Genomic DNA, 16,971 nt, shown 5'->3' with positions numbered 1-16,971 from the left:
CCAAGGGTACCGATGTATCGGGCTCCCGATCACGCCGTTCCGGCGCGCATGAACTCCTCGGCCGCCTGCACCTGCTCCGCACTCGGGCGGATGCCGGTGTAGAGCACGAACTGCTCGAGCGCCTGCAGGGTCGCGACTTCGGCGCCGGTGATCACGATCTTGCCGGCGGCGCGACCCGCGGCGATCAGCGGTGTCTCGGCGGGTAGTGCGACGACGTCGAAGACGACGGATGCCGCGGCGATCGCCGCCTCAGAGAACGACAGCGACTGCTCCTCCGAGCCCCCGGCCATCCCGATCGGGGTGACGTTGACGAGGATGTCCGCCGTCGAATCGAACACGTCCGCGCTCCAGCGGAACCCGTACAGACCGGCAAGCGCGCGTCCGTTCGACTCGTTCCTGGCGACGATGGTGACATCGGTGAAGCCGGCGTCGCGGAAGGCGGCTGCGGTCGCCTTGGCCATCCCGCCGGAGCCGCGCAGCAGCACGGAGGCCGCGGGGTCGAGCTCGTTGCGCGCGATCAGCTGCGCGATCGCGGAGTAGTCGGTGTTGTACGCCGTGAGCACGCCCGCATCGTTCACGATCGTGTTGACCGAATCGATCGCGCTCGCCGAGGGGTCCATCCGGTCGACCAGCGCGATCACCTCTTCCTTGTACGGCATGGAGATCGCGCAGCCGCGGATGCCGAGTCCGCGCACGCCGGCGATGGCCTGGGCGAGGTCGGTCGGGGCGAAGGCCTTGTAGATCCAGTTGAGCCCGAGCGCCTCGTAGAGGTGGTTGTGGAATCGCGTCCCGTTGTTGCTCGGACGCGCCGACAGCGAGATGCAGAGCGTCATGTCCTTGTTGAGCAGCGTCACCGCATCAGGCTACCTTCGCATCGTTTCCCTGCGCGGATCGGCGCCGGCGCCCGGTCGGGACTCGCCCGGGCGAGGCCCGTGACGGGACCGCGCGTCCTCCCCTAGGGTGAAGGTGCGTGCACACGGGGATCGATCGTCTTCGTCTCTCCCCAGGAGACGAACCGCCCACCCCAGGGGCAAGACGATCCGTGCACGCGATTGGGCCTCCTCGAGTAGCTCAGTCCCCAATGGGCTGCTCGAGGGGGTCGCTATCGCGTCCCGCGCCGTGATTTTCGGATTTGTCCCCCAAAAGGGGGACAAGCACTCCGAAAAGGAGCTAGGCTGTTTCTGACGCACCCTCCGGTCGTCTTCGGCCCTCATCGCTCCCCCCGCGGTGAGGGCCACACCATTTCCTCGGCGCCTTCCGCTCGTGCGCCGCTGAATCCCCCGGATGACGGCCGTGTGCCGCTCGTGCAACATTTGGATTACCTTCTTGCAGCGGCTATTCCGCTCGGGGGCTCCTCCACTAGCGTTAGCGATGTCGGGGCATCCCTGCGTCGGCTTCTTCATCAGCAGAACAGGCAGTACATGAGCACCCAGGGCACGGTCAAGTGGTTCAACTCGGAGAAGGGCTTCGGCTTCATCTCCCCCGACGACGGAGGCGCTGACGTCTTCGCGCACTACTCCGCCATCCAGTCATCCGGCTACCGGTCTCTCGAAGAGAACCAGCGAGTCGAGTTCGATGTGGCACAGGGCCCCAAGGGCCTGCAGGCAGAGAACATCCGCCCCGTCTGAGACGGGCGGGAACACGAACTCCCCGACCGGAGCGCCATGACGGCGTCATCCGGCGGGGAGTTCTGTGCTTCCGGCGGGTCCGCTCCGGCGCGCAGGCACGGTGAGCGTCAGGTGCTCGCGGGTGCCGTAGCCGGTGTCAGCCGAGGAGGAGAGCGCGCAGCTCGGCCACGGTCGTGACGCGGAACTCCGCCTCATCGCCCTCGTGCGAGTTGCTGAAGCCCCACTCGACGAAGATCACGGGGACGCCGTTGGCCTTGCCGCCCTCGACATCGTGATGGCGGTCGCCGATGAGCACCGGCCGTGACGTGTCGGCGCCGAGCTCGCGGAGCCGACGCAGCGCTTCGGCGACGATGTCGGTCTTCGAAGCGAGCGTCGCCTCATCAGGTGTCGCACCGACGGTCGTCAGGAACGACGGGCGGAGGCCGAAATGGTCGACGAGGGCGTCGACCTGGATCTCCGGCTTCGAGCTGGCCGTCGCCTGCGGGATGCCCGCCGCCGCCAGCTCGTGGATGAGGTCCGTGACGCCGGGGTATGTGGCCACGTCGGTGGTGTAACCGTCGGCCTTGCCCAGCGTGCGGTAGAACGTGACCGCCTCGCGGGACTCCTCGGGGGTCATGCCCGCCTGGTCCTGGAATGACTGGAACATGGGCGGCCCGATCCAGTGGACGAGCTCTTCGCGCGTCGGTGCCGGCCGGCCGAAGTGGGTGAGGGCGACGTTCAGGCGTCGGAGGATGCCGACGGAGGCATCGATGATCGTGCCGTCGACGTCCCACAGCACGCAGGAATAGGGGGAGTGGGGCATGCTTCCAGCCTATGGGCCCGGCGGGTCCCACAATCCTCCTGCACAGGTGTACTCCGAAAAAGGTTCTTCACACCTCATGTAAGCACTATTCGTCCCCATATAAGGTCGTGACAAGAGCGGAGTCACAGGTGAGAATGGAGGCATGTACGTGTCAGTGGAAGTCATCACGATGCTGGCGACAGCAGCGGCGACGCTGGTCGCGATCGTCAGCGGGTTCGGCTGGATGGTCACTCGGATGGACGCACGCTTCGCGGAGGTGGACGCGCGGTTCGAGGCGCAGGACGCGAAGTTCGAGGCGCGGTTCGAGGCGCAGGACGCGAAGTTCGAGGCGCGGTTCGATGCGCAGGACGCGAAGTTCGAGGCGCGGTTCGACCGCGTCGACAAGCGGCTCGACCGCGTGGAGAACGAGATCTTCGAGGTGAAGATCGCGATCGCGCGACTGGAGGGTCCGCCGCCGCGGCTCATCGCCGCGCGCTGACGGAGCTGTCTCAGAACAGGCGGGGGATGCCCGACTCGATGCCCTTCATGTCGTCGTAGTCGAGCACGAGGCACCGGATGCCGCGGTCCTCGGCGAGCACTCGGGCCTGGGGCTTGATCTCCTGTGCGGCGAACACACCCTGCACGGGGGAGAGGTGCGGGTCGCGGCCGAGAAGCTCGAGGTACCGGGTCAACTGTTCGACGCCGTCGATGTCGCCGCGGCGCTTGATCTCCACCGCGATCGCGGCGCCGTCGGCGTCCCGCACGAGCAGGTCGACCGGCCCGATCGCCGTCGGGTATTCGCGGCGCACGAGCGTCGCACCCTCCGAGATGCGCTCGACCTGTTCGGCGAGCAGTCGCTGCAGGTCGGCCTCGACGCCGTCCTTCTGCAGCCCGGGGTCGATGCCCAACTCGTGGGAGGTGTCGTGGAGGATCTCGTAGATCTGCACCCGCAGCGCATCGCCGGTCTTCTTGTGGGTGACGCGCCAGACCTCGACGACGCCGGCGCTCGCCTCCTCCTCGCCAGGATCCTCGCTCGACAGCGAGCAGGGCGGGCTCATCCAGTTCAGCGGCTTGTAGCTGCCGCCGTCGGAGTGCACGAGCAGACTCCCGTCTCCCTTGTGCACGAGCAGACGCGTGGCGAGCGGGAGATGGGCATTGAGCCGACCGGTGTAGTCGACCGAGCAGCGGGCGATGACGAGACGCACCCGTCGAGCCTACTTCGTCGCCGCGGTGTTCTTCGCCGCCCCGGGGCGCGTGGCGATCAGTTGCCGAGGACGTTCCCGAGTGCCTCGAAGAGCCCGAGCTCGGTGGCCGCGGAGCGGGCGATGAGGAACCCGATGATGCCGATGATCCAGGCGGTGCTCTCCGCGCCGGTGCGCTCCATCCAGGCGGCGAAGCGCTCGAGCGGACGCTGCACGAGAGGAGCGGCCACGATGCGGAGGAGGAGCAGCACGATCGCAGGGAGGATCATCAGCGCGCAGTATCCCGCCAGCGACAGCACCCGCACAGGAGTGTCGACCGCTGCATCCGCGAGCATCGTCATCGCGACGATGTACGGCAGCATCGTGGCGATCTCCACGAGCCCCGCGGCGATCGCGACGGCCATCACGGCCGTGCCCCGGGTGCGGGGATCGAGCAGGCGCTCACGCCATCGCGTGATGCGGCCGGGACGGGGAGCTGCCGCCACGCCGGTCCGGTCCGCAGCGGCAGGGGGCGGGGTCGGGGGCGGTGCCATCGTCGCCGGAGCAGGGTTGTCACGCACGGGCATCCCCGTCCACGGCGAGACCTGCGGCGCGGACGCGACGGGCGCAGCCTCGGGCGCAGCGGCGCCCCTCTTCGGCTGCTTCTCGCCCGTCGGCATCACCAAGGCGGTGATGAGGAGTGCGGCTCCGACGACGAGGCGGACGATCAGTCCCGCCGGAGACGCCAGGAAGTCCGCGGCCACGTCGACGAGGTTCACCAGCCCCCACAAAAAGAGAAGCCCGACGACGAGGTAGAACACCGCGATCGTCGCGAGGTAGAGGAGGATGCGTCCGGCGCGCACGCGGCCGGGGTGCAGCAGGAGGAAGACCGGGATGAGCAGTGTGCCGACGCTGAGGCCGTCGAGCAGCGCCAGCAGCGCGAGGGAGAGGGGGAGCGGCAGGCCGCCGAATAGTTCCATAGTGCCACCGTCGCCCGGGCGGGGTGACCGCGGATCGGGCGAAAGTAGCGTTCGTCGTGGGCTGCTCATCCCTTCGACGGATGCGACGGCGACCGCACCGTGGTTGCATGAGGTCATGCACGAGCAGGTCGACGGCGTACCCGGAGCCTGGTATTCCCGGCACCGCTGGTGGGCGGACCCGGTCGCGATGGCACTGCTCGCCGTCGTGATGGCGGCGCTGGGATTCCGCGGCGTATGGGGGTCGTTCTCCCTCCTGTCGGGGCCGGTCTCGCCGTGGTGGGCGCTCGCTTTCGCACTTCCGGCCTGTGGGCTCGCGCTCGCCAAGCGACGCCTGCCGATGACTGTGCTCGGCCTCGTGACGCTTCTCTTCGTCGCGGACCTCCTCACGGTCGGCGGCATCGGGACGGTCGTCGTGCTGCTCGACGTGCTGTGGACGGCGGTCTTCCTCTCCGGCCCGCGTCGTCGTCGCGTGCTGCTGGTGCTCCTCAGCGCTTCGACGGTCATCCTCTTCGTCGCCGCCTGGCTCTTCACCGACATGCCCTTCGCGGTCGCCTTCCTCGTCGGGGTGCAATTCGGCGCGATCTTCGGCACGGACTACTGGTGGGCGGTCGCCGTCTCCCAGGCGCAGGAACTCGCCGAACTGCACCGCCAGCGCGCAGAAGATGCCGCCGCTGTGGCCGAACGGGATCGGATCGAGGCGGTGCAGCGCGAACGCGAGACCATGGCGCGCGAGTTGCACGACGTGGTGGCCGGCCACGTGATGGCGATGGCGATCCGAGCGGAAGCCGCCCTCTCCACGACGCCCGACCAGACGAAGGACCGGGAAGCACTGCAGGTCGTGCGCGATGCAGGCCTGGATGCCCACGGCGCCCTGCGGTCGATGATCTCGGTGCTCCGCCGCGGCGACGGCGCCCTCGTGCCCACACCGCGCTGGGCCGACTTGGAGGGCATCGTCCGAGAGGCCGAACGCGCGGGGCTCGTCGTCCGCTTCGACGCCCCGGATGCGCCCGAGCTCGGAGCTGCTGCAGAGCAGACAGTCGTCCGCATCGTGCGGGAAGCCCTGACGAACTGCATCCGGCACGCGGGCGGCGCCGACGTCGACGTCGAGATCAAGGAGCGGAACGCCGAACTGCAGGTGCGCGTACGTTCCCGCGGAGGCGTCGCCAGCGCGGCGGCCACGCACGGGGGAGAAGGCTGGGGTCTGCAACTGCTGCGGGAGCGCGTGGGAGCGCTCGGCGGATTCTTCGCTGCCGGCCCCGACGCGGAAGGGTGGTCGGTCGAGGGTCGACTTCCCATCGAGGTGCGGGTGTGAGCGCGCCGACCGTACTGCTCGCCGACGACCACGGCGCCATCCGGGCGGGGCTGCGCATCATGCTCGAGGCACACGGGATCCTCGTGGTCGGCGAGGCGGCGGACGGCGACGTCGCCGTGCGCAATGCGGCCGCGCTGCGACCCGACGTGGTGCTCATGGATCTGCGGATGCCCGGCCGGGACGGCATCTCGGCCACGCGGGAGATCGTGGAACGCGGACTCGGCGACGTGCTCGTGCTGACCAGCTTCGACGAGGATGAACTCGTCCTCGGGGCGATACGCGCGGGTGCGGTCGGCTTCCTCCTCAAGACGGTCGATGCCCCCGCGCTCGTCCAGGCGGTGCGATCCGTCGCCGCGGGAGAAGGGGCGCTGGATCCGCGGGTGACCCGTCGTGCGCTCGCCGCCGTCGCAGAAGGAGGAGCTGAGGTGCCGCAGTCGGTATCGGGTGCGACGGAGCGGGCCGACCTGACCCTTCGCGAACGAGAAGTCCTCGACGGCATCCTGCAGGGCTGGTCGAATGCGCAACTCGCGGCGCGGCTGCGTATCTCGGTGCCGACGGTCAAGACGCACGTGTCGAACGTGCTCACCAAGCTCGGCGCGCGCAGCAGGTCGCACGCGGCCGCGATCGTGCGGGGCAGCGAGGATTGAGCGCGCTCAGCCCTGCTCGGCGCTCGCCGCGGCGGTCTTCTCGTCTTCCCGCAGCGGGCGGGCGGCACCCGAGAACAGTCCGGAGAGTACGACCAGGCCGACCAGGATGAACAGCGTGTTCAGCAGGCCGATGTGCTCGCTGATGACGCCGAGCACGGGCGGGCCGCCGAGGAACGAGATGTAGCCGATCGTGGCAGCCGCGCTCACCCGGGCCGCGGCCTTGGCAGGGTCGTCCGCCGCGGCGGACATGCCCAGCGGGAACCCGAGCGAGGCGCCGACCCCCCACAGTGCCGCTCCCACCAGCACGAGCGGGAAGGTGGGTGCGAGGATGAAGAGCAGGATCCCGGACGCCGCGGCGACGGCGAGGATGCGCAGCACTGCGACCCGCCCGAATCGGTCGACGAGGGGCCCGCCGAACAGCCGCACGGTCGTCATCCCGATGGAGAACACCGCGAGCGAAACGGCTCCCGTGCCCTCCGCGAAGCCATGACCCTGCTCGGTGCCGAGCGCGATCCAGTCGTTCGCGCCGCCCTCGGCGAAGGACATCCCGAGCATCACCGTGCCCAGCAGGTAGGTGCGGGGTTCACGCCAGGCCTCCAGCGCGGTGTGCATCCGCTCGCGGAACGGAGGCTTGACGTGGTCCTCCGGGTCGAGGGCGGCCTCGCGCACCGGCACCTGGAAGAAGCAGACCACGGCGATCACGGCGATCAGCACACCCATGGACACCGCATGGGTCGCGACATCGATCGCGAGGTGGGCGGCGAGGGCGCCGATCCCCGCACCGATGACGGTTCCGAAGCTGAAGAAGGCGTGGAACACGGGAAGGATCGTGCGGCCCATCTGCTGCTCGATCGCGGTGGCCTCGACGTTCATCATGACGTCGACGCAGCCGTTGCCGAATCCGAACAGGGCCATGCCGATGAGGACGACGGTCACCGAGCCGAACACGGTCGCGCCGAGGCCGACGAGCGCGATGCCGATCGCGAACATGAGCATCGCCGCCAGCATGCCGCGGCGGGCACCGGTGCGCGCCATCACCGCCGGGCTCGTCGAGATGCCGATGATCGACGCGACACCCATGCCGAGCAGCAGCATCCCGACCTGCGCGTTGTCCAGCTCGAGCGCCAGTTTGATTCCCGGAACGCGCGACGCCCAGGTCGCGATCGAGAGGCCGCTCGCCAGGAAGATGGCGAAGATCGCGGCACGCCAGCGGACGAACTGCGAACGGGTCAGAGCTGCTTCCATGCCGGACAGCCTATCGAATCGATTCGACCGACGGGAACGGAAGGGAGCTATCCTCGAAGCATGAGCAGTCAGGAGACGCCGCGTCGGCCCACGATCGCCGACGTCGCACGAGAGGCGGGTGTGGCGACGTCCACCGCCTCGGTCGTCTTCAGCGGAAAGGCGAAGGTGGCCCCCGCGACCCGCGAGCGCGTGCTGGCCGCGGCCGCCGAGCTCGGCTACGCGGGACCGGACCCCCGCGCCGCCTCGCTGCGACGCGGACGCAGCGGTATCGTCGCCGTCGTCCTCGAAGGGCACCTGCGCGCGGCCTTCCTGGATCCCGTGACGACGGCCATGATGGACGGCCTCACCGACGGACTCGCCGAACTCAGCGCCGGCATCCTGCTGATGCGCGACGAACCGGGGGAGGGTACGGCGATCGCCGACGCCCCCGTCGACGCGGTCGTGCTGATCGGCTGCTCCGGACGCACCCGGTCATCCCTCGAGGTGGTCGTCGGCCGCGGACTCCCGGTCGTCGTGATCGAGGGCGACGCCGGAGAGGCGATCCCGCGCATCACGCTCGACAACGCGGCGGCCTCGGCTGACATCGCGAAGCACGTGCGCGACCTCGGCCACCGCGACGTCGCGCTGGTCACGCTCCCGCTCGACAGCGACCGGGAACGTGCGGCGGTCACGCCGGAGCGCCTCGCGCACGCGACCGTCGACGTCACGGTCCACCGGCTGGCCGGCACCCGTGAGGTGTTCCCCGACGCCCCCGCGATCTCGGCGTCCGGCAGCCTCATCGACGAGGGAGTGCTGGTCGGACGCATGCTGCTCGCCGATCCCGACACCCGGCCGACGGCGGTGCTCGCGCAGAGCGACCTGTTGGCCGTGGGTGTGATCCGTGCGGCCGAGGAGCTGGGGCTCCGCGTCCCGGAAGACCTCTCGGTCGCGGGTTTCGATGGCATCGCACTGGACGGCCTCGGCGACCTCACCCTCACGACGAGCGTGCAGCCGGCGGTCGAGAAGGGCCGTGCGGCGGGGGAGCAGGTCGCCCGCATGCTGCGAGGGGAACCGGGGATCACGCAGCATCTCACCTGCCGATTCCGCGCCGGCAGCACCACCGGCCCTGCGCCGCGCTGAGCGCCGTCCTCGGACGCGACGGCAGCCGCGGTCAGCTGCGTTGCGGTCCGAGCGGAAGCACCGTATCGCCGAGATCGAGGATGCGGTAGCGGCCGCAGTCGATCACCTCGTCGGGGATGGCCGGTGCGGGCAGGTTCCACGGGACGGTCTGCGCATCCTCCACGAGGAACGTCACCTCGCCGACGTCGAAATCGCGACGGTTCACCAGCCAGGCGTAGCCGCGCAGCTCATGATCGACCTGCACGAGCTGCGCCGGGTCGTCGAGGTGCAACTTCGGCAGGCGGACGGTCCAGAACTGGCCGGCTCCGGTGCGCCCGGAGGTGTTCACCCAGTCGGTGACGCAGGTGAGGTCGGGGTCGGCGCCTTCGGCGGCCGCAGCGAGTCGGGGGATGCTCAGGATTCCGCCGAGCGCTAGCAGCACCGCGACGACGGCCGCGAGCACGGATCGAAGGCGGAGCGGCATCCATCCCGTGCGCGGCATGGCGACGAGGGCCAGGACCGGAGCGAACACCAGCGGCTGCAGGTAGCGGGCGGCGTGGGTGCCGAGTGCGATCGCGCCGATCACCACGAGCGCGGGCATGAGCCAGGCGAGCGCGGCGACCAACCGTGAACCCTCGTCCGAGGCGCGTGCCGTGCGGACCACTGCGAGCACGAGAAGGGCGAGCACGATCAGGCAGCCGAGCACCCCCGGTGGGGTCGACAGCCGGGCGGAGACGAGCTCGGCGTAGTAGCCGATCGACTCGGGCCACCGCTCGGGCTGCGCGTAGCCGGCACCGGTGTTGGCGATCCATGCCTGAAGTGGAATGCGTCCGACGAAGCCGAGTGCTGTGCCGGCCAGAAGCACAGCGAGCAGCAGAGCCAACCGGAACCGTCGCTGTGATCGGATGGCCAGGAGTGCGAGCAGCACCGTGATCGGCACCGTCGCCCAGGCTGCATAGAGCGGATTCGATAGGGTCGAGACCGTTGCCGTGACGCCGAGAGCCGCAAGGAGACCGACGCTCATCGACTCGCGATCGAGCACTCGACGCACCAGCCCGACGGAGAGCACGACGGCGACCACCGACGCCGAGTAGTAGGTGGTCGTGAGCTGCAGCGAGGCGAGCTCGAGAGCATCGCGGGACGCCGAGAGCTCGGTCACGGCGATGACGCAGAACACGGCGAGTCCGACTAGGGACCATGCCACGGGTGCCCGGCCCTCTCTGCGTCGACCCGCCACGAGCCGAAGGGCACCGTACAGGGCGATCACGTTGATCACGGCGTTCACCGCGAGCAGCGCGTTCACGTCCAGCGGGAAGATCGCGTCGAGCGCGGCGAACACCGTGGACTCGGGGAGGAAGAGCACGCTCGACATCGCCCAGTCCATCGGTTCGCCCGAAAGCACGGAGCGCGCGAACATGGCCACGATCAGGGAATCCCCGTCGCGGAACAACAGCCCCGACCGTGCGTATGATGCGACCTGTGCGGCGGCGATCAGCGCGAGCCCGAGGGCGCCGGACCACCCGGCCAGCTCCCGCACCCAGACCCGCCGCATGCGACCACTCTCGCACGATCGTGCAACCCGCGCGCCGGGCGGACTCTTCGCCCGGGTAAACTACTCATGACACCCCCCGCCTGGCCGCAAGGCCGACGACCCCCGAGGGAGCCGCGTATATGCTGATGCTCCTCGCCGTGTTCCTGCTCGGGTCGCTGTTGATGCCCGTTCTGGTGCGCTGGCTCGGAGCTCAGGCCTTCGCCATCGCCGCCCTCGTCCCGGCTGCCGCGTTCGTGCATGCGCTGGTCATGACGCCGCAGGTGCTCGACGGCCCGGTCCCGTTCGAGTCGGTCGAGTGGATCCCGCAGCTCGGGCTGAACCTGTCCATGAACATGGATGTGCTCGGGTGGGTGCTCACTCTGATCGTCACGGGCGTCGGCGCCCTCGTGCTCCTCTACTGCCGGTGGTATTTCTACGAGGACTCGGCCGGCGTGGGCCAGTTCGCCGGGGTGCTGCTCGGCTTCGCGGGGGCGATGTACGGCCTCGTGCTCACCGACGACCTCGTCATGCTGGTCATGTTCTGGGAGGTGACGAGCATCCTCTCGTACCTCCTCATCGGTCACTACCGCCGCCGTGCGGCCAGCCGCCGTGCGGCACTGCAGGCCCTGCTCGTGACCACGCTCGGCGGGCTCGTGATGTTCGTCGGCGTCGTGATCCTCGTGGTCGACACCGGAACGTCCAGCATCCGGGAGATCCTCGAGATCGCACCGACCGGTCCTGCGGTGGATGCCGCGATCGTCATGCTCCTGATCGGCGCGATCAGCAAGTCGGCCCTGTTCCCGTTCCACTTCTGGCTTCCCGGAGCGATGGCGGCGCCCACTCCGGTGAGCGCGTATCTGCACGCCGCGGCGATGGTGAAGGCCGGCATCTATCTGATCGCGCGATTCGCTCCGATCTTCGCCTTCAGCGCTCCCTGGCGTCCGATCGTGATCACGCTCGGCATCCTGACGATGCTGATCGGCGGCATCCAGGCGCTCCGCGAGACCGACCTCAAGCGCATCCTCGCGTTCGGCACGGTCAGCCAGCTCGGCTTCTTCGCGATCGTGGTCGGATACGGCACGCAGGCGGCGGCGCTCGCCGGACTGGCGCTCGTGATCGGGCACGCCCTGTTCAAGTCGGCGCTCTTCCTGATCGTCGGCGTCATCGACCGCCAGCTGTCGACCCGTGACATCACCGAGCTCTCCGGCGTCGGGCGGCAGGCGCCGGTCATGGCGACGGCGGCATTCATCTCTGTGGCGTCGATGGCCGGTATCGCTCCGACCATCGGGTTCGTCGCCAAGGAGTCCACGCTCACGGCCCTGCTCGACGACGCCCAAGGTGGTTCCCCGTGGGGTCTGGTGGCCCTGATCGGCGTAGCGCTCGGTTCTATGCTCACCGCGGCATATGGCGCGCGCTTCCTCTGGGGAGCCTTCTGGAAGAAGCGCGACGACCAGGGCCAGCTGCCCGACACCGCCTGGCCCGATCCGCCGGTCGGATTCCTGTCGGCGCCGATCATCCTCGCGGGTGTCACCCTTGCTGCGGGCATCGGGGCTCCTGCGCTCGACACTGCTCTGCAGGGATACGCCCTCACCGCGACCCCCGGCCTCGACCACGCGGGCGAAGCCGTCGAGGGACCGGGGCATCTCGCGCTGTGGCACGGCCTCGAGCCGGCCCTGGGCATCTCGATCCTGTCGATCCTGCTCGGCATCGGGCTGTTCCTGCTCACCCGCAGAACGGGCTGGGATCGCCGACCACGCGTCCTGCCCTTCACCGCCGCCGACGCGTACTACCTGGTCATGCGCGGCATCGACCGTCTCTCAGTTCTCAGCACGACCCTCACGCAGCGCGGCTCGCTGCCGGTGTACGTCGGCACCATCTTCGTGGTCTTCGTCGCCGCCGAGGTCACGGCGCTCATCGCCAGCGACATCGACCGGTACAACCTCTCCGCCTGGCACACGCCGGCGCAGATCGTGGTCGCCCCGATCATGGCGATCGCCGGGGTCTTCGCGGTGCGGGCCCAGAAGCGCTACACGGGCGTCGTGCTCGTCTCAGTCACGGGGCTCGGGATGGTCGTCCTGTTCGCGACGAGCGGCGCACCCGACCTGGCGCTCACGCAGATCCTCGTCGAGACGGTCACCATGGTCACCTTCGCCCTGGTGCTCCGCCGCCTGCCCGCACGGATGGGCGAGCACAACGCCTCGGTGGGACGCGTTCCCCGCGCCCTCCTCGCGATCGGCGTCGGCGTGACGATGGCCTTCGTCGCGGTGGTCGCCACGCAGTCCCGCATCGCGGATCCGATCTCGGAGGTCTTCCCGCAGATCGCCTACGAGATCGGTCACGGCAAGAACGTCGTGAACGTGGCACTGGTCGACCTTCGCGGCTGGGACACGATGGGCGAGCTGTCGGTGCTCGTGCTCGCCGCGACCGGTGTGGCCTCGCTGGTGTTCGTCACGCACCGGGCCGACCTGCTCGCCGCCACCAAGAACCTGCCGAAGGCGACGCGCAAGGCCGCACGCAGCCGCCCGCTCGTCGAGACGACCGAGGGCATCCGGTTCCAGAACTCCGAGAACGAGAGCAGCCCGCGGGCGTGGCTCGTCGGCGGCCAGAAGATGAAGCCCGAGAACAGGTCGATCCTGCTCGAGGTCATCGTCCGCATCCTCTTCCACACGATCATCGTGGTGTCGATCTTCCTGCTGTTCTCCGGACACAACCTCCCGGGCGGCGGCTTCGCGGGCGGGCTCGTCGCGGGCATGGCCCTGGTCATGCGCTACATCGCCGGAGGCCGCTGGGAGCTCGGTGCCGCCGCCCCGACGGATGCCGGCCGACTTCTCGGAACCGGCCTCATCCTCGCCGTGGGCACAGCCGTCGTCCCGCTCTTCTTCGGACTCGCGCCGCTGACGAGCACGTTCTGGGAGTGGGAGATCCCCGGCATCGGGCACATGGAGTTCGTCACCTCGACCATCTTCGATGTGGGCGTGTACCTCGTCGTGATCGGGCTCGTCCTCGACGTGCTGCGCAGCCTCGGCGCCGAGGTCGACAGACAGGCGGCACTCCGCTCGACCCCCGGCCCTGAAGGCTTCCTCTCGCGCGGAAGGGGGAGCAGCTGATGGATGTCTCGCTCACCCTGATCGTCATCATGGCCATCCTCTTCGCGTGCGGCGTGTACGCGATGCTGGAGCGCAGCCTCACCCGCGTGCTGATCGGATTCCTCCTGCTCGGCAACGCCACGAACCTGCTGCTGCTGATCGTGATGGGCGTTCCGGGCAATGCGCCGTTCTTCGGCACCGAGGGCGAGATGAGCGACCCGCTCCCGCAGGCCCTCACCCTGACCGCCATCGTGATCACGTTCGCGGTCTCGGCCTTCCTCCTCGCCCTGATCTATCGCTCCTGGCAGCTCGGCCAGGCCGACACGGTCGAGGACGACGAGGCCGACATCGCGCTCCGCGAGCGCACCGACGCCGACGAAGACCTCATGGACGACGAGTCCGAGACCGACGAGGACGAGGCGACCACCGACTTCGTCGGCGTGCAGACCGCACCGATCACGGTGCTGCACATGCGCGACCACCCCGCCATCCACGACGATGCGCCGTTCGATGCGCCCACCGGCTGGGGAGACGAACACTCGTCGGGCCCCGCCGAGAGTGATTCGAGCGCCCCCGACGAACCCCACGACCGCGACGAGAACGAGGAGGGCCGCCCGTGACCTCTCTCGTTCCGCTCCTCGTGGCTCTGCCGCTCCTCGGGGCCGCAATCACGCTCGTGTTCGGCCGGAACGCGCGCCTCCAGGTCGTCGTCACCGTGGCCACGCTCGCCGCGGTCTCTGTGATCGCCGCCGTGCTCCTGGTGGTCGTCGACTCCGGAGACCCGCTCGCGGTCTCGGTCGGCGGATGGCCGGTGCCGTTCGGCATCGTGCTCTACGTCGACCGGCTCGCGGCGCTCCTGGTACTCGTCTCGAGCATCGTGCTGCTCGCGGTCCTCCTCTTCTCGATCGGCCAGGGAGCCGCAGACGGGACCGACGAGACCCCGATCTCGATCTTCAACCCCTCGTACCTGATCCTCGCGGCGGGCATCTTCAACGCGTTCATCGCGGGCGACCTGTTCAACCTCTACGTCGGCTTCGAGATCCTGCTCGTCGCCTCGTATGTGCTCATCACCCTCGGCAGCACCGAGTCCCGCATCCGAACCGGCGCCGTCTACATCGTGGTCTCGCTGGTGTCGTCGATCCTGTTCCTGGCCTCGATCGCGATGATCTACGGCGCGCTCGGCACGGTCAACATGGCTCAGATCGCCGAACGCATGTCGGAGCTGCCGCAGGAGACGCAGCTCGTGCTGCACCTGATGCTCGTGGTGGCGTTCGGCATCAAGGCCGCGATCTTCCCGGTGTCGTTCTGGCTGCCGGACTCGTATCCGACCGCCCCCGCGCCGGTCACCGCGGTGTTCGCGGGCCTGCTGACCAAGGTCGGCGTCTACGCCCTCATCCGCACCGAGACCCAGCTCTTCGCCTCGAACAGCATCGACACCCTGCTGCTGATCATCGCGCTCGCGACCATGATCGTCGGGGTGCTGGGCGCGGTCGCGCAGGCCGAGCTCAAACGAATCCTGTCGTTCACGCTCGTGAGCCATGTCGGGTACATGATCTTCGGCCTCGCGATAGCGACCCCCGCCGCGATCGGGGCGACCGTGTACTACATCGTCCACCACATCGTCGTGCAGACGACCCTGTTCCTCGCGGTCGGACTCGTGGAACGACGAGCCGGCAGCACATCGATCCTTCGGGTCAAGGGGCTGCTCAAGGTCGCACCGGTGATCGCCGTGCTCTACTTCGTGCCCGCGATCAACCTGGGTGGGCTCCCGCCCTTCTCCGGATTCATCGGCAAGTTCGCGCTCTTCGAAGCGGCAGCATCCGTCGGCACGCCGATCATGATCGTGCTGATCTTCGGCGGCATCGTCACCTCGCTGCTGACCCTGTACGCACTCATGCGCGCCTGGAACCTCGCCTTCTGGCGCGAGGAGGAGGACTCCACCGAGACCGAGGGGCGCATCTCGTACCTCGGCAACGCACCGGCCGCCGACGAGCAGCAGGAGCGTCGTCGCATCCCGAAGATCATGACGGTCGCCACGGCGGGCATGGTCGCGGTCACCGTCTCGCTCACGATCTTCGCCGGACCTCTGTACGCGCTCTGCGACCGCATCGGCGCCGCACTGCTGCAGCCGGTCAGCCTCGTGCAGCTGCAAGAGGAGGTGGGCGGATGAGACGACAGACCAAACGCCACCTCTGGCGTGACATCCGGGTGCAGCTGCCCTTCCTGGCCTGGCTCGTCGTGCTGTGGATGCTGCTGTGGGCGCAGTTCACCGTGCTGTCTTTCCTCACCGGACTCGTCGTCGCGATCTTCGTGACCCGCGTCTTCCGGCTGCCGACCGTCGAGCTCTCCGGCCGCATCAACATCGGCTACGCCGCGCTGTTCGTGGTGCAGTTCCTGTTCGCGGTGCTCAGCGGAGCCATCTCGGTGACCGTGCAGGTGTTCGACTTCCGACGCCAGCCGGGAACGGCGATCATCGCGGTGCCGCTGCGCTACGCGGACGACCTGGTCATGACGCACGTCGCCGTCGTGTCGTCGCTCATCCCCGGCTCGCTGGTGGTCGAGACCGATCGCGACAGGCGCATCCTCTACCTGCACGTGATCGGGGTCAGGAACCTCGACGACGTCGAGAAGCAGCGCGCCGGAGTTCTGCGCTGGGAGCGACGGGTCGTGCGGGCTCTCGGCGACCCCGCGCAGTACCGTGCGCTCAAGGCCGACCAGCGCGCCGGCCTGACCGGATCGACGGGAGGCGCCCGATGAACATCCTGCTGCTGCTGATCATGGTGGTCTTCGGCATCGCCGCCATCCTCACGCTGATCCGCGTCGTCCGCGGGCCGTCGATCCTCGACCGCGCCGTCGCCTCCGACGTGCTCCTCACCGAGGTCATGTGCGTGCTCGGGGCGGAGATGGCCATCAACGGGCATACCCGCAACATCCCCGTGCTCCTCATCATCGCCGCGATCGGGGTGTTCGGTTCGATATCCGTCGCCCGGTTCGTCGCGAGAAGGGACAACACGACCTCATGAACATCCTCGGTTTCATGATCCCCGATCCCGTCATCGACGTGGCCGTGCTCGTGCTCATCCTGCTCGGCGCGCTGCTGTGCCTGTCGGCCGCGGTTGGGCTGCTGCACTTCCGCGACGTGCCGTCCCGTCTGCACGCGGCGACCAAGCCGCAGGTGCTCGGGCTGCTGCTGATCTGCATCGCGATCGCCCTGTCGCAGCGGTCGATCGGCGGGATCCTGCTGGGGTTCGTGCTCGTCGCCCCCGTCGTGCTGATGCAGTTCGCTACCGCCCCGCTGTCGGCGCACATGGTCGGGCGGCAGGCATACCGCAACGGCACCATCGAACAGCGCGGTCTCGTCGTGGATGAGCTCGCCGAATCGAAGCAGACTCCTCCCGCCGCCGGCTGACTCCGTCGACTCCTGCATCCGGAACCCGCGCGGGATCAGGCAATCGCGCGGGATCAGGCAGTTCGGCGCAGAA

Annotated in this window: 17 protein-coding genes; 11 read left to right on the top strand and 6 right to left on the bottom strand. The window is 68.9% G+C overall.

All coding sequences use genetic code 11. The features are described 5' to 3' along the window. Window positions 1-29: 29 nt before the first annotated feature. Window positions 30-854: a shikimate 5-dehydrogenase gene (locus AC6CHX_RS07245; RefSeq protein WP_275087530.1), complete on the bottom strand. Its 825-nt coding sequence runs from the start codon at window positions 852-854 to the stop codon at window positions 30-32. A gap of 567 nt (window positions 855-1,421) precedes the next feature. Here AC6CHX_RS07245 and AC6CHX_RS07240 point away from each other — a divergent pair. Continuing rightward, window positions 1,422-1,628, top strand: a complete 207-nt coding sequence (locus tag AC6CHX_RS07240; protein WP_017203899.1) for a cold-shock protein — start codon at window positions 1,422-1,424, stop codon at window positions 1,626-1,628. Window positions 1,629-1,764: 136 nt separating this feature from the next. On the opposite strand, the gene AC6CHX_RS07235 is transcribed toward AC6CHX_RS07240, so the two are convergent. Further along, a complete protein-coding gene (locus AC6CHX_RS07235) occupies window positions 1,765-2,430 on the bottom strand; it encodes an HAD hydrolase-like protein (protein ID WP_498272249.1) in 666 nt (221 codons plus the stop codon). Window positions 2,431-2,572: 142 nt separating this feature from the next. Here AC6CHX_RS07235 and AC6CHX_RS07230 point away from each other — a divergent pair, with 142 nt between their 5' ends. Next, window positions 2,573-2,908 (top strand): response regulator, encoded by a 336-nt coding sequence (locus AC6CHX_RS07230; RefSeq protein ID WP_498272248.1) that lies wholly within the window; start codon window positions 2,573-2,575, stop codon window positions 2,906-2,908. 10 nt (window positions 2,909-2,918) lie between these two features. On the opposite strand, the gene nucS is transcribed toward AC6CHX_RS07230, so the two are convergent. Continuing rightward, on the bottom strand, window positions 2,919-3,614 hold the full coding sequence (gene nucS / locus AC6CHX_RS07225; protein WP_376101827.1) for an endonuclease NucS: 696 nt from the start codon (window positions 3,612-3,614) through the stop codon (window positions 2,919-2,921). Between the two features lie 56 nt (window positions 3,615-3,670). Further along, complete coding sequence (locus AC6CHX_RS07220; RefSeq protein WP_498272247.1) at window positions 3,671-4,570, bottom strand: GAP family protein; 900 nt, start codon at window positions 4,568-4,570, stop codon at window positions 3,671-3,673. Window positions 4,571-4,685: 115 nt separating this feature from the next. Here AC6CHX_RS07220 and AC6CHX_RS07215 point away from each other — a divergent pair, with 115 nt between their 5' ends. Together AC6CHX_RS07215 and AC6CHX_RS07210 are read left to right on the top strand one after the other, a co-directional pair. After that, window positions 4,686-5,882 (top strand): sensor histidine kinase, encoded by a 1,197-nt coding sequence (locus AC6CHX_RS07215; RefSeq protein WP_498272246.1) that lies wholly within the window; start codon window positions 4,686-4,688, stop codon window positions 5,880-5,882. After that, window positions 5,879-6,529 carry a response regulator gene (locus AC6CHX_RS07210; RefSeq protein WP_498272245.1) on the top strand — a complete coding sequence of 217 codons (651 nt, stop codon included), beginning with the start codon at window positions 5,879-5,881 and terminating at the stop codon, window positions 6,527-6,529. The genes AC6CHX_RS07215 and AC6CHX_RS07210 overlap by 4 nt, the downstream gene beginning before the upstream one ends. A gap of 6 nt (window positions 6,530-6,535) precedes the next feature. Here AC6CHX_RS07210 and AC6CHX_RS07205 read toward each other — a convergent pair whose 3' ends face one another. After that, window positions 6,536-7,774: an MFS transporter gene (locus AC6CHX_RS07205; RefSeq protein WP_498272244.1), complete on the bottom strand. Its 1,239-nt coding sequence runs from the start codon at window positions 7,772-7,774 to the stop codon at window positions 6,536-6,538. 60 nt (window positions 7,775-7,834) lie between these two features. Between AC6CHX_RS07205 and AC6CHX_RS07200 the strand changes: the two genes are divergently transcribed. Beyond that, window positions 7,835-8,893: a LacI family DNA-binding transcriptional regulator gene (locus AC6CHX_RS07200; protein ID WP_498272243.1), complete on the top strand. Its 1,059-nt coding sequence runs from the start codon at window positions 7,835-7,837 to the stop codon at window positions 8,891-8,893. 31 nt (window positions 8,894-8,924) lie between these two features. Here AC6CHX_RS07200 and AC6CHX_RS07195 read toward each other — a convergent pair whose 3' ends face one another. Beyond that, the gene (locus tag AC6CHX_RS07195; RefSeq protein ID WP_498272242.1) at window positions 8,925-10,424 is read right to left on the bottom strand and encodes a hypothetical protein; all 1,500 of its coding nucleotides are present in this window, start codon (window positions 10,422-10,424) and stop codon (window positions 8,925-8,927) included. Window positions 10,425-10,543: 119 nt separating this feature from the next. On the opposite strand from AC6CHX_RS07195, the gene AC6CHX_RS07190 reads away from it, so the two are divergent. Genes AC6CHX_RS07190 through mnhG form a run of 6 tightly spaced genes read left to right on the top strand, consistent with a single transcriptional unit; the run spans window position 10,544 to window position 16,898 of the window. Continuing rightward, window positions 10,544-13,510 carry a Na+/H+ antiporter subunit A gene (locus tag AC6CHX_RS07190; protein WP_498272241.1) on the top strand — a complete coding sequence of 989 codons (2,967 nt, stop codon included), beginning with the start codon at window positions 10,544-10,546 and terminating at the stop codon, window positions 13,508-13,510. After that, entirely contained in the window at window positions 13,510-14,109 is a 600-nt protein-coding gene (locus tag AC6CHX_RS07185; protein ID WP_498272240.1) for a Na(+)/H(+) antiporter subunit C, read from the top strand. The genes AC6CHX_RS07190 and AC6CHX_RS07185 overlap by 1 nt, the downstream gene beginning before the upstream one ends. Next, window positions 14,106-15,659: a Na+/H+ antiporter subunit D gene (locus tag AC6CHX_RS07180; protein WP_136042615.1), complete on the top strand. Its 1,554-nt coding sequence runs from the start codon at window positions 14,106-14,108 to the stop codon at window positions 15,657-15,659. Before AC6CHX_RS07185 ends, AC6CHX_RS07180 begins: the two co-directional genes overlap by 4 nt. Then, on the top strand, window positions 15,656-16,246 hold the full coding sequence (locus tag AC6CHX_RS07175; RefSeq protein WP_136042616.1) for a Na+/H+ antiporter subunit E: 591 nt from the start codon (window positions 15,656-15,658) through the stop codon (window positions 16,244-16,246). The genes AC6CHX_RS07180 and AC6CHX_RS07175 overlap by 4 nt, the downstream gene beginning before the upstream one ends. Next, window positions 16,243-16,512, top strand: coding sequence for an MrpF/PhaF family protein (locus AC6CHX_RS07170; protein ID WP_498272239.1), 270 nt, complete (start codon window positions 16,243-16,245; stop codon window positions 16,510-16,512). The genes AC6CHX_RS07175 and AC6CHX_RS07170 overlap by 4 nt, the downstream gene beginning before the upstream one ends. Then, window positions 16,509-16,898, top strand: coding sequence for a monovalent cation/H(+) antiporter subunit G (gene mnhG / locus AC6CHX_RS07165; RefSeq protein WP_136042618.1), 390 nt, complete (start codon window positions 16,509-16,511; stop codon window positions 16,896-16,898). Before AC6CHX_RS07170 ends, mnhG begins: the two co-directional genes overlap by 4 nt. Window positions 16,899-16,971: the final 73 nt, after the last annotated feature.

The organism is Microbacterium sp. GQ128, assembly GCF_059758615.1.
This window is presented reverse-complemented; position numbering and strand designations above follow the sequence as displayed.

Excerpts from the sequence above, each read along its gene's own strand:
- AC6CHX_RS07215 (WP_498272246.1), top strand. The coding sequence starts at position 4,686 with ATGCACGAGCAGGTCGACGGCGTACCCGGAGCCTGGTATTCCCGGCAC.
- AC6CHX_RS07195 (WP_498272242.1), bottom strand. The coding sequence starts at position 10,424 with ATGCGGCGGGTCTGGGTGCGGGAGCTGGCCGGGTGGTCCGGCGCCCTC.
- AC6CHX_RS07220 (WP_498272247.1), bottom strand. The coding sequence starts at position 4,570 with ATGGAACTATTCGGCGGCCTGCCGCTCCCCCTCTCCCTCGCGCTGCTG.
- AC6CHX_RS07240 (WP_017203899.1), top strand. The coding sequence starts at position 1,422 with ATGAGCACCCAGGGCACGGTCAAGTGGTTCAACTCGGAGAAGGGCTTC.
- AC6CHX_RS07205 (WP_498272244.1), bottom strand. The coding sequence starts at position 7,774 with ATGGAAGCAGCTCTGACCCGTTCGCAGTTCGTCCGCTGGCGTGCCGCG.
- AC6CHX_RS07200 (WP_498272243.1), top strand. The coding sequence starts at position 7,835 with ATGAGCAGTCAGGAGACGCCGCGTCGGCCCACGATCGCCGACGTCGCA.
- AC6CHX_RS07185 (WP_498272240.1), top strand. The coding sequence starts at position 13,510 with ATGGATGTCTCGCTCACCCTGATCGTCATCATGGCCATCCTCTTCGCG.
- AC6CHX_RS07175 (WP_136042616.1), top strand. The coding sequence starts at position 15,656 with ATGAGACGACAGACCAAACGCCACCTCTGGCGTGACATCCGGGTGCAG.
- AC6CHX_RS07230 (WP_498272248.1), top strand. The coding sequence starts at position 2,573 with ATGTACGTGTCAGTGGAAGTCATCACGATGCTGGCGACAGCAGCGGCG.
- mnhG (WP_136042618.1), top strand. The coding sequence starts at position 16,509 with ATGAACATCCTCGGTTTCATGATCCCCGATCCCGTCATCGACGTGGCC.
- AC6CHX_RS07235 (WP_498272249.1), bottom strand. The coding sequence starts at position 2,430 with ATGCCCCACTCCCCCTATTCCTGCGTGCTGTGGGACGTCGACGGCACG.
- AC6CHX_RS07170 (WP_498272239.1), top strand. The coding sequence starts at position 16,243 with ATGAACATCCTGCTGCTGCTGATCATGGTGGTCTTCGGCATCGCCGCC.
- AC6CHX_RS07190 (WP_498272241.1), top strand. The coding sequence starts at position 10,544 with ATGCTGATGCTCCTCGCCGTGTTCCTGCTCGGGTCGCTGTTGATGCCC.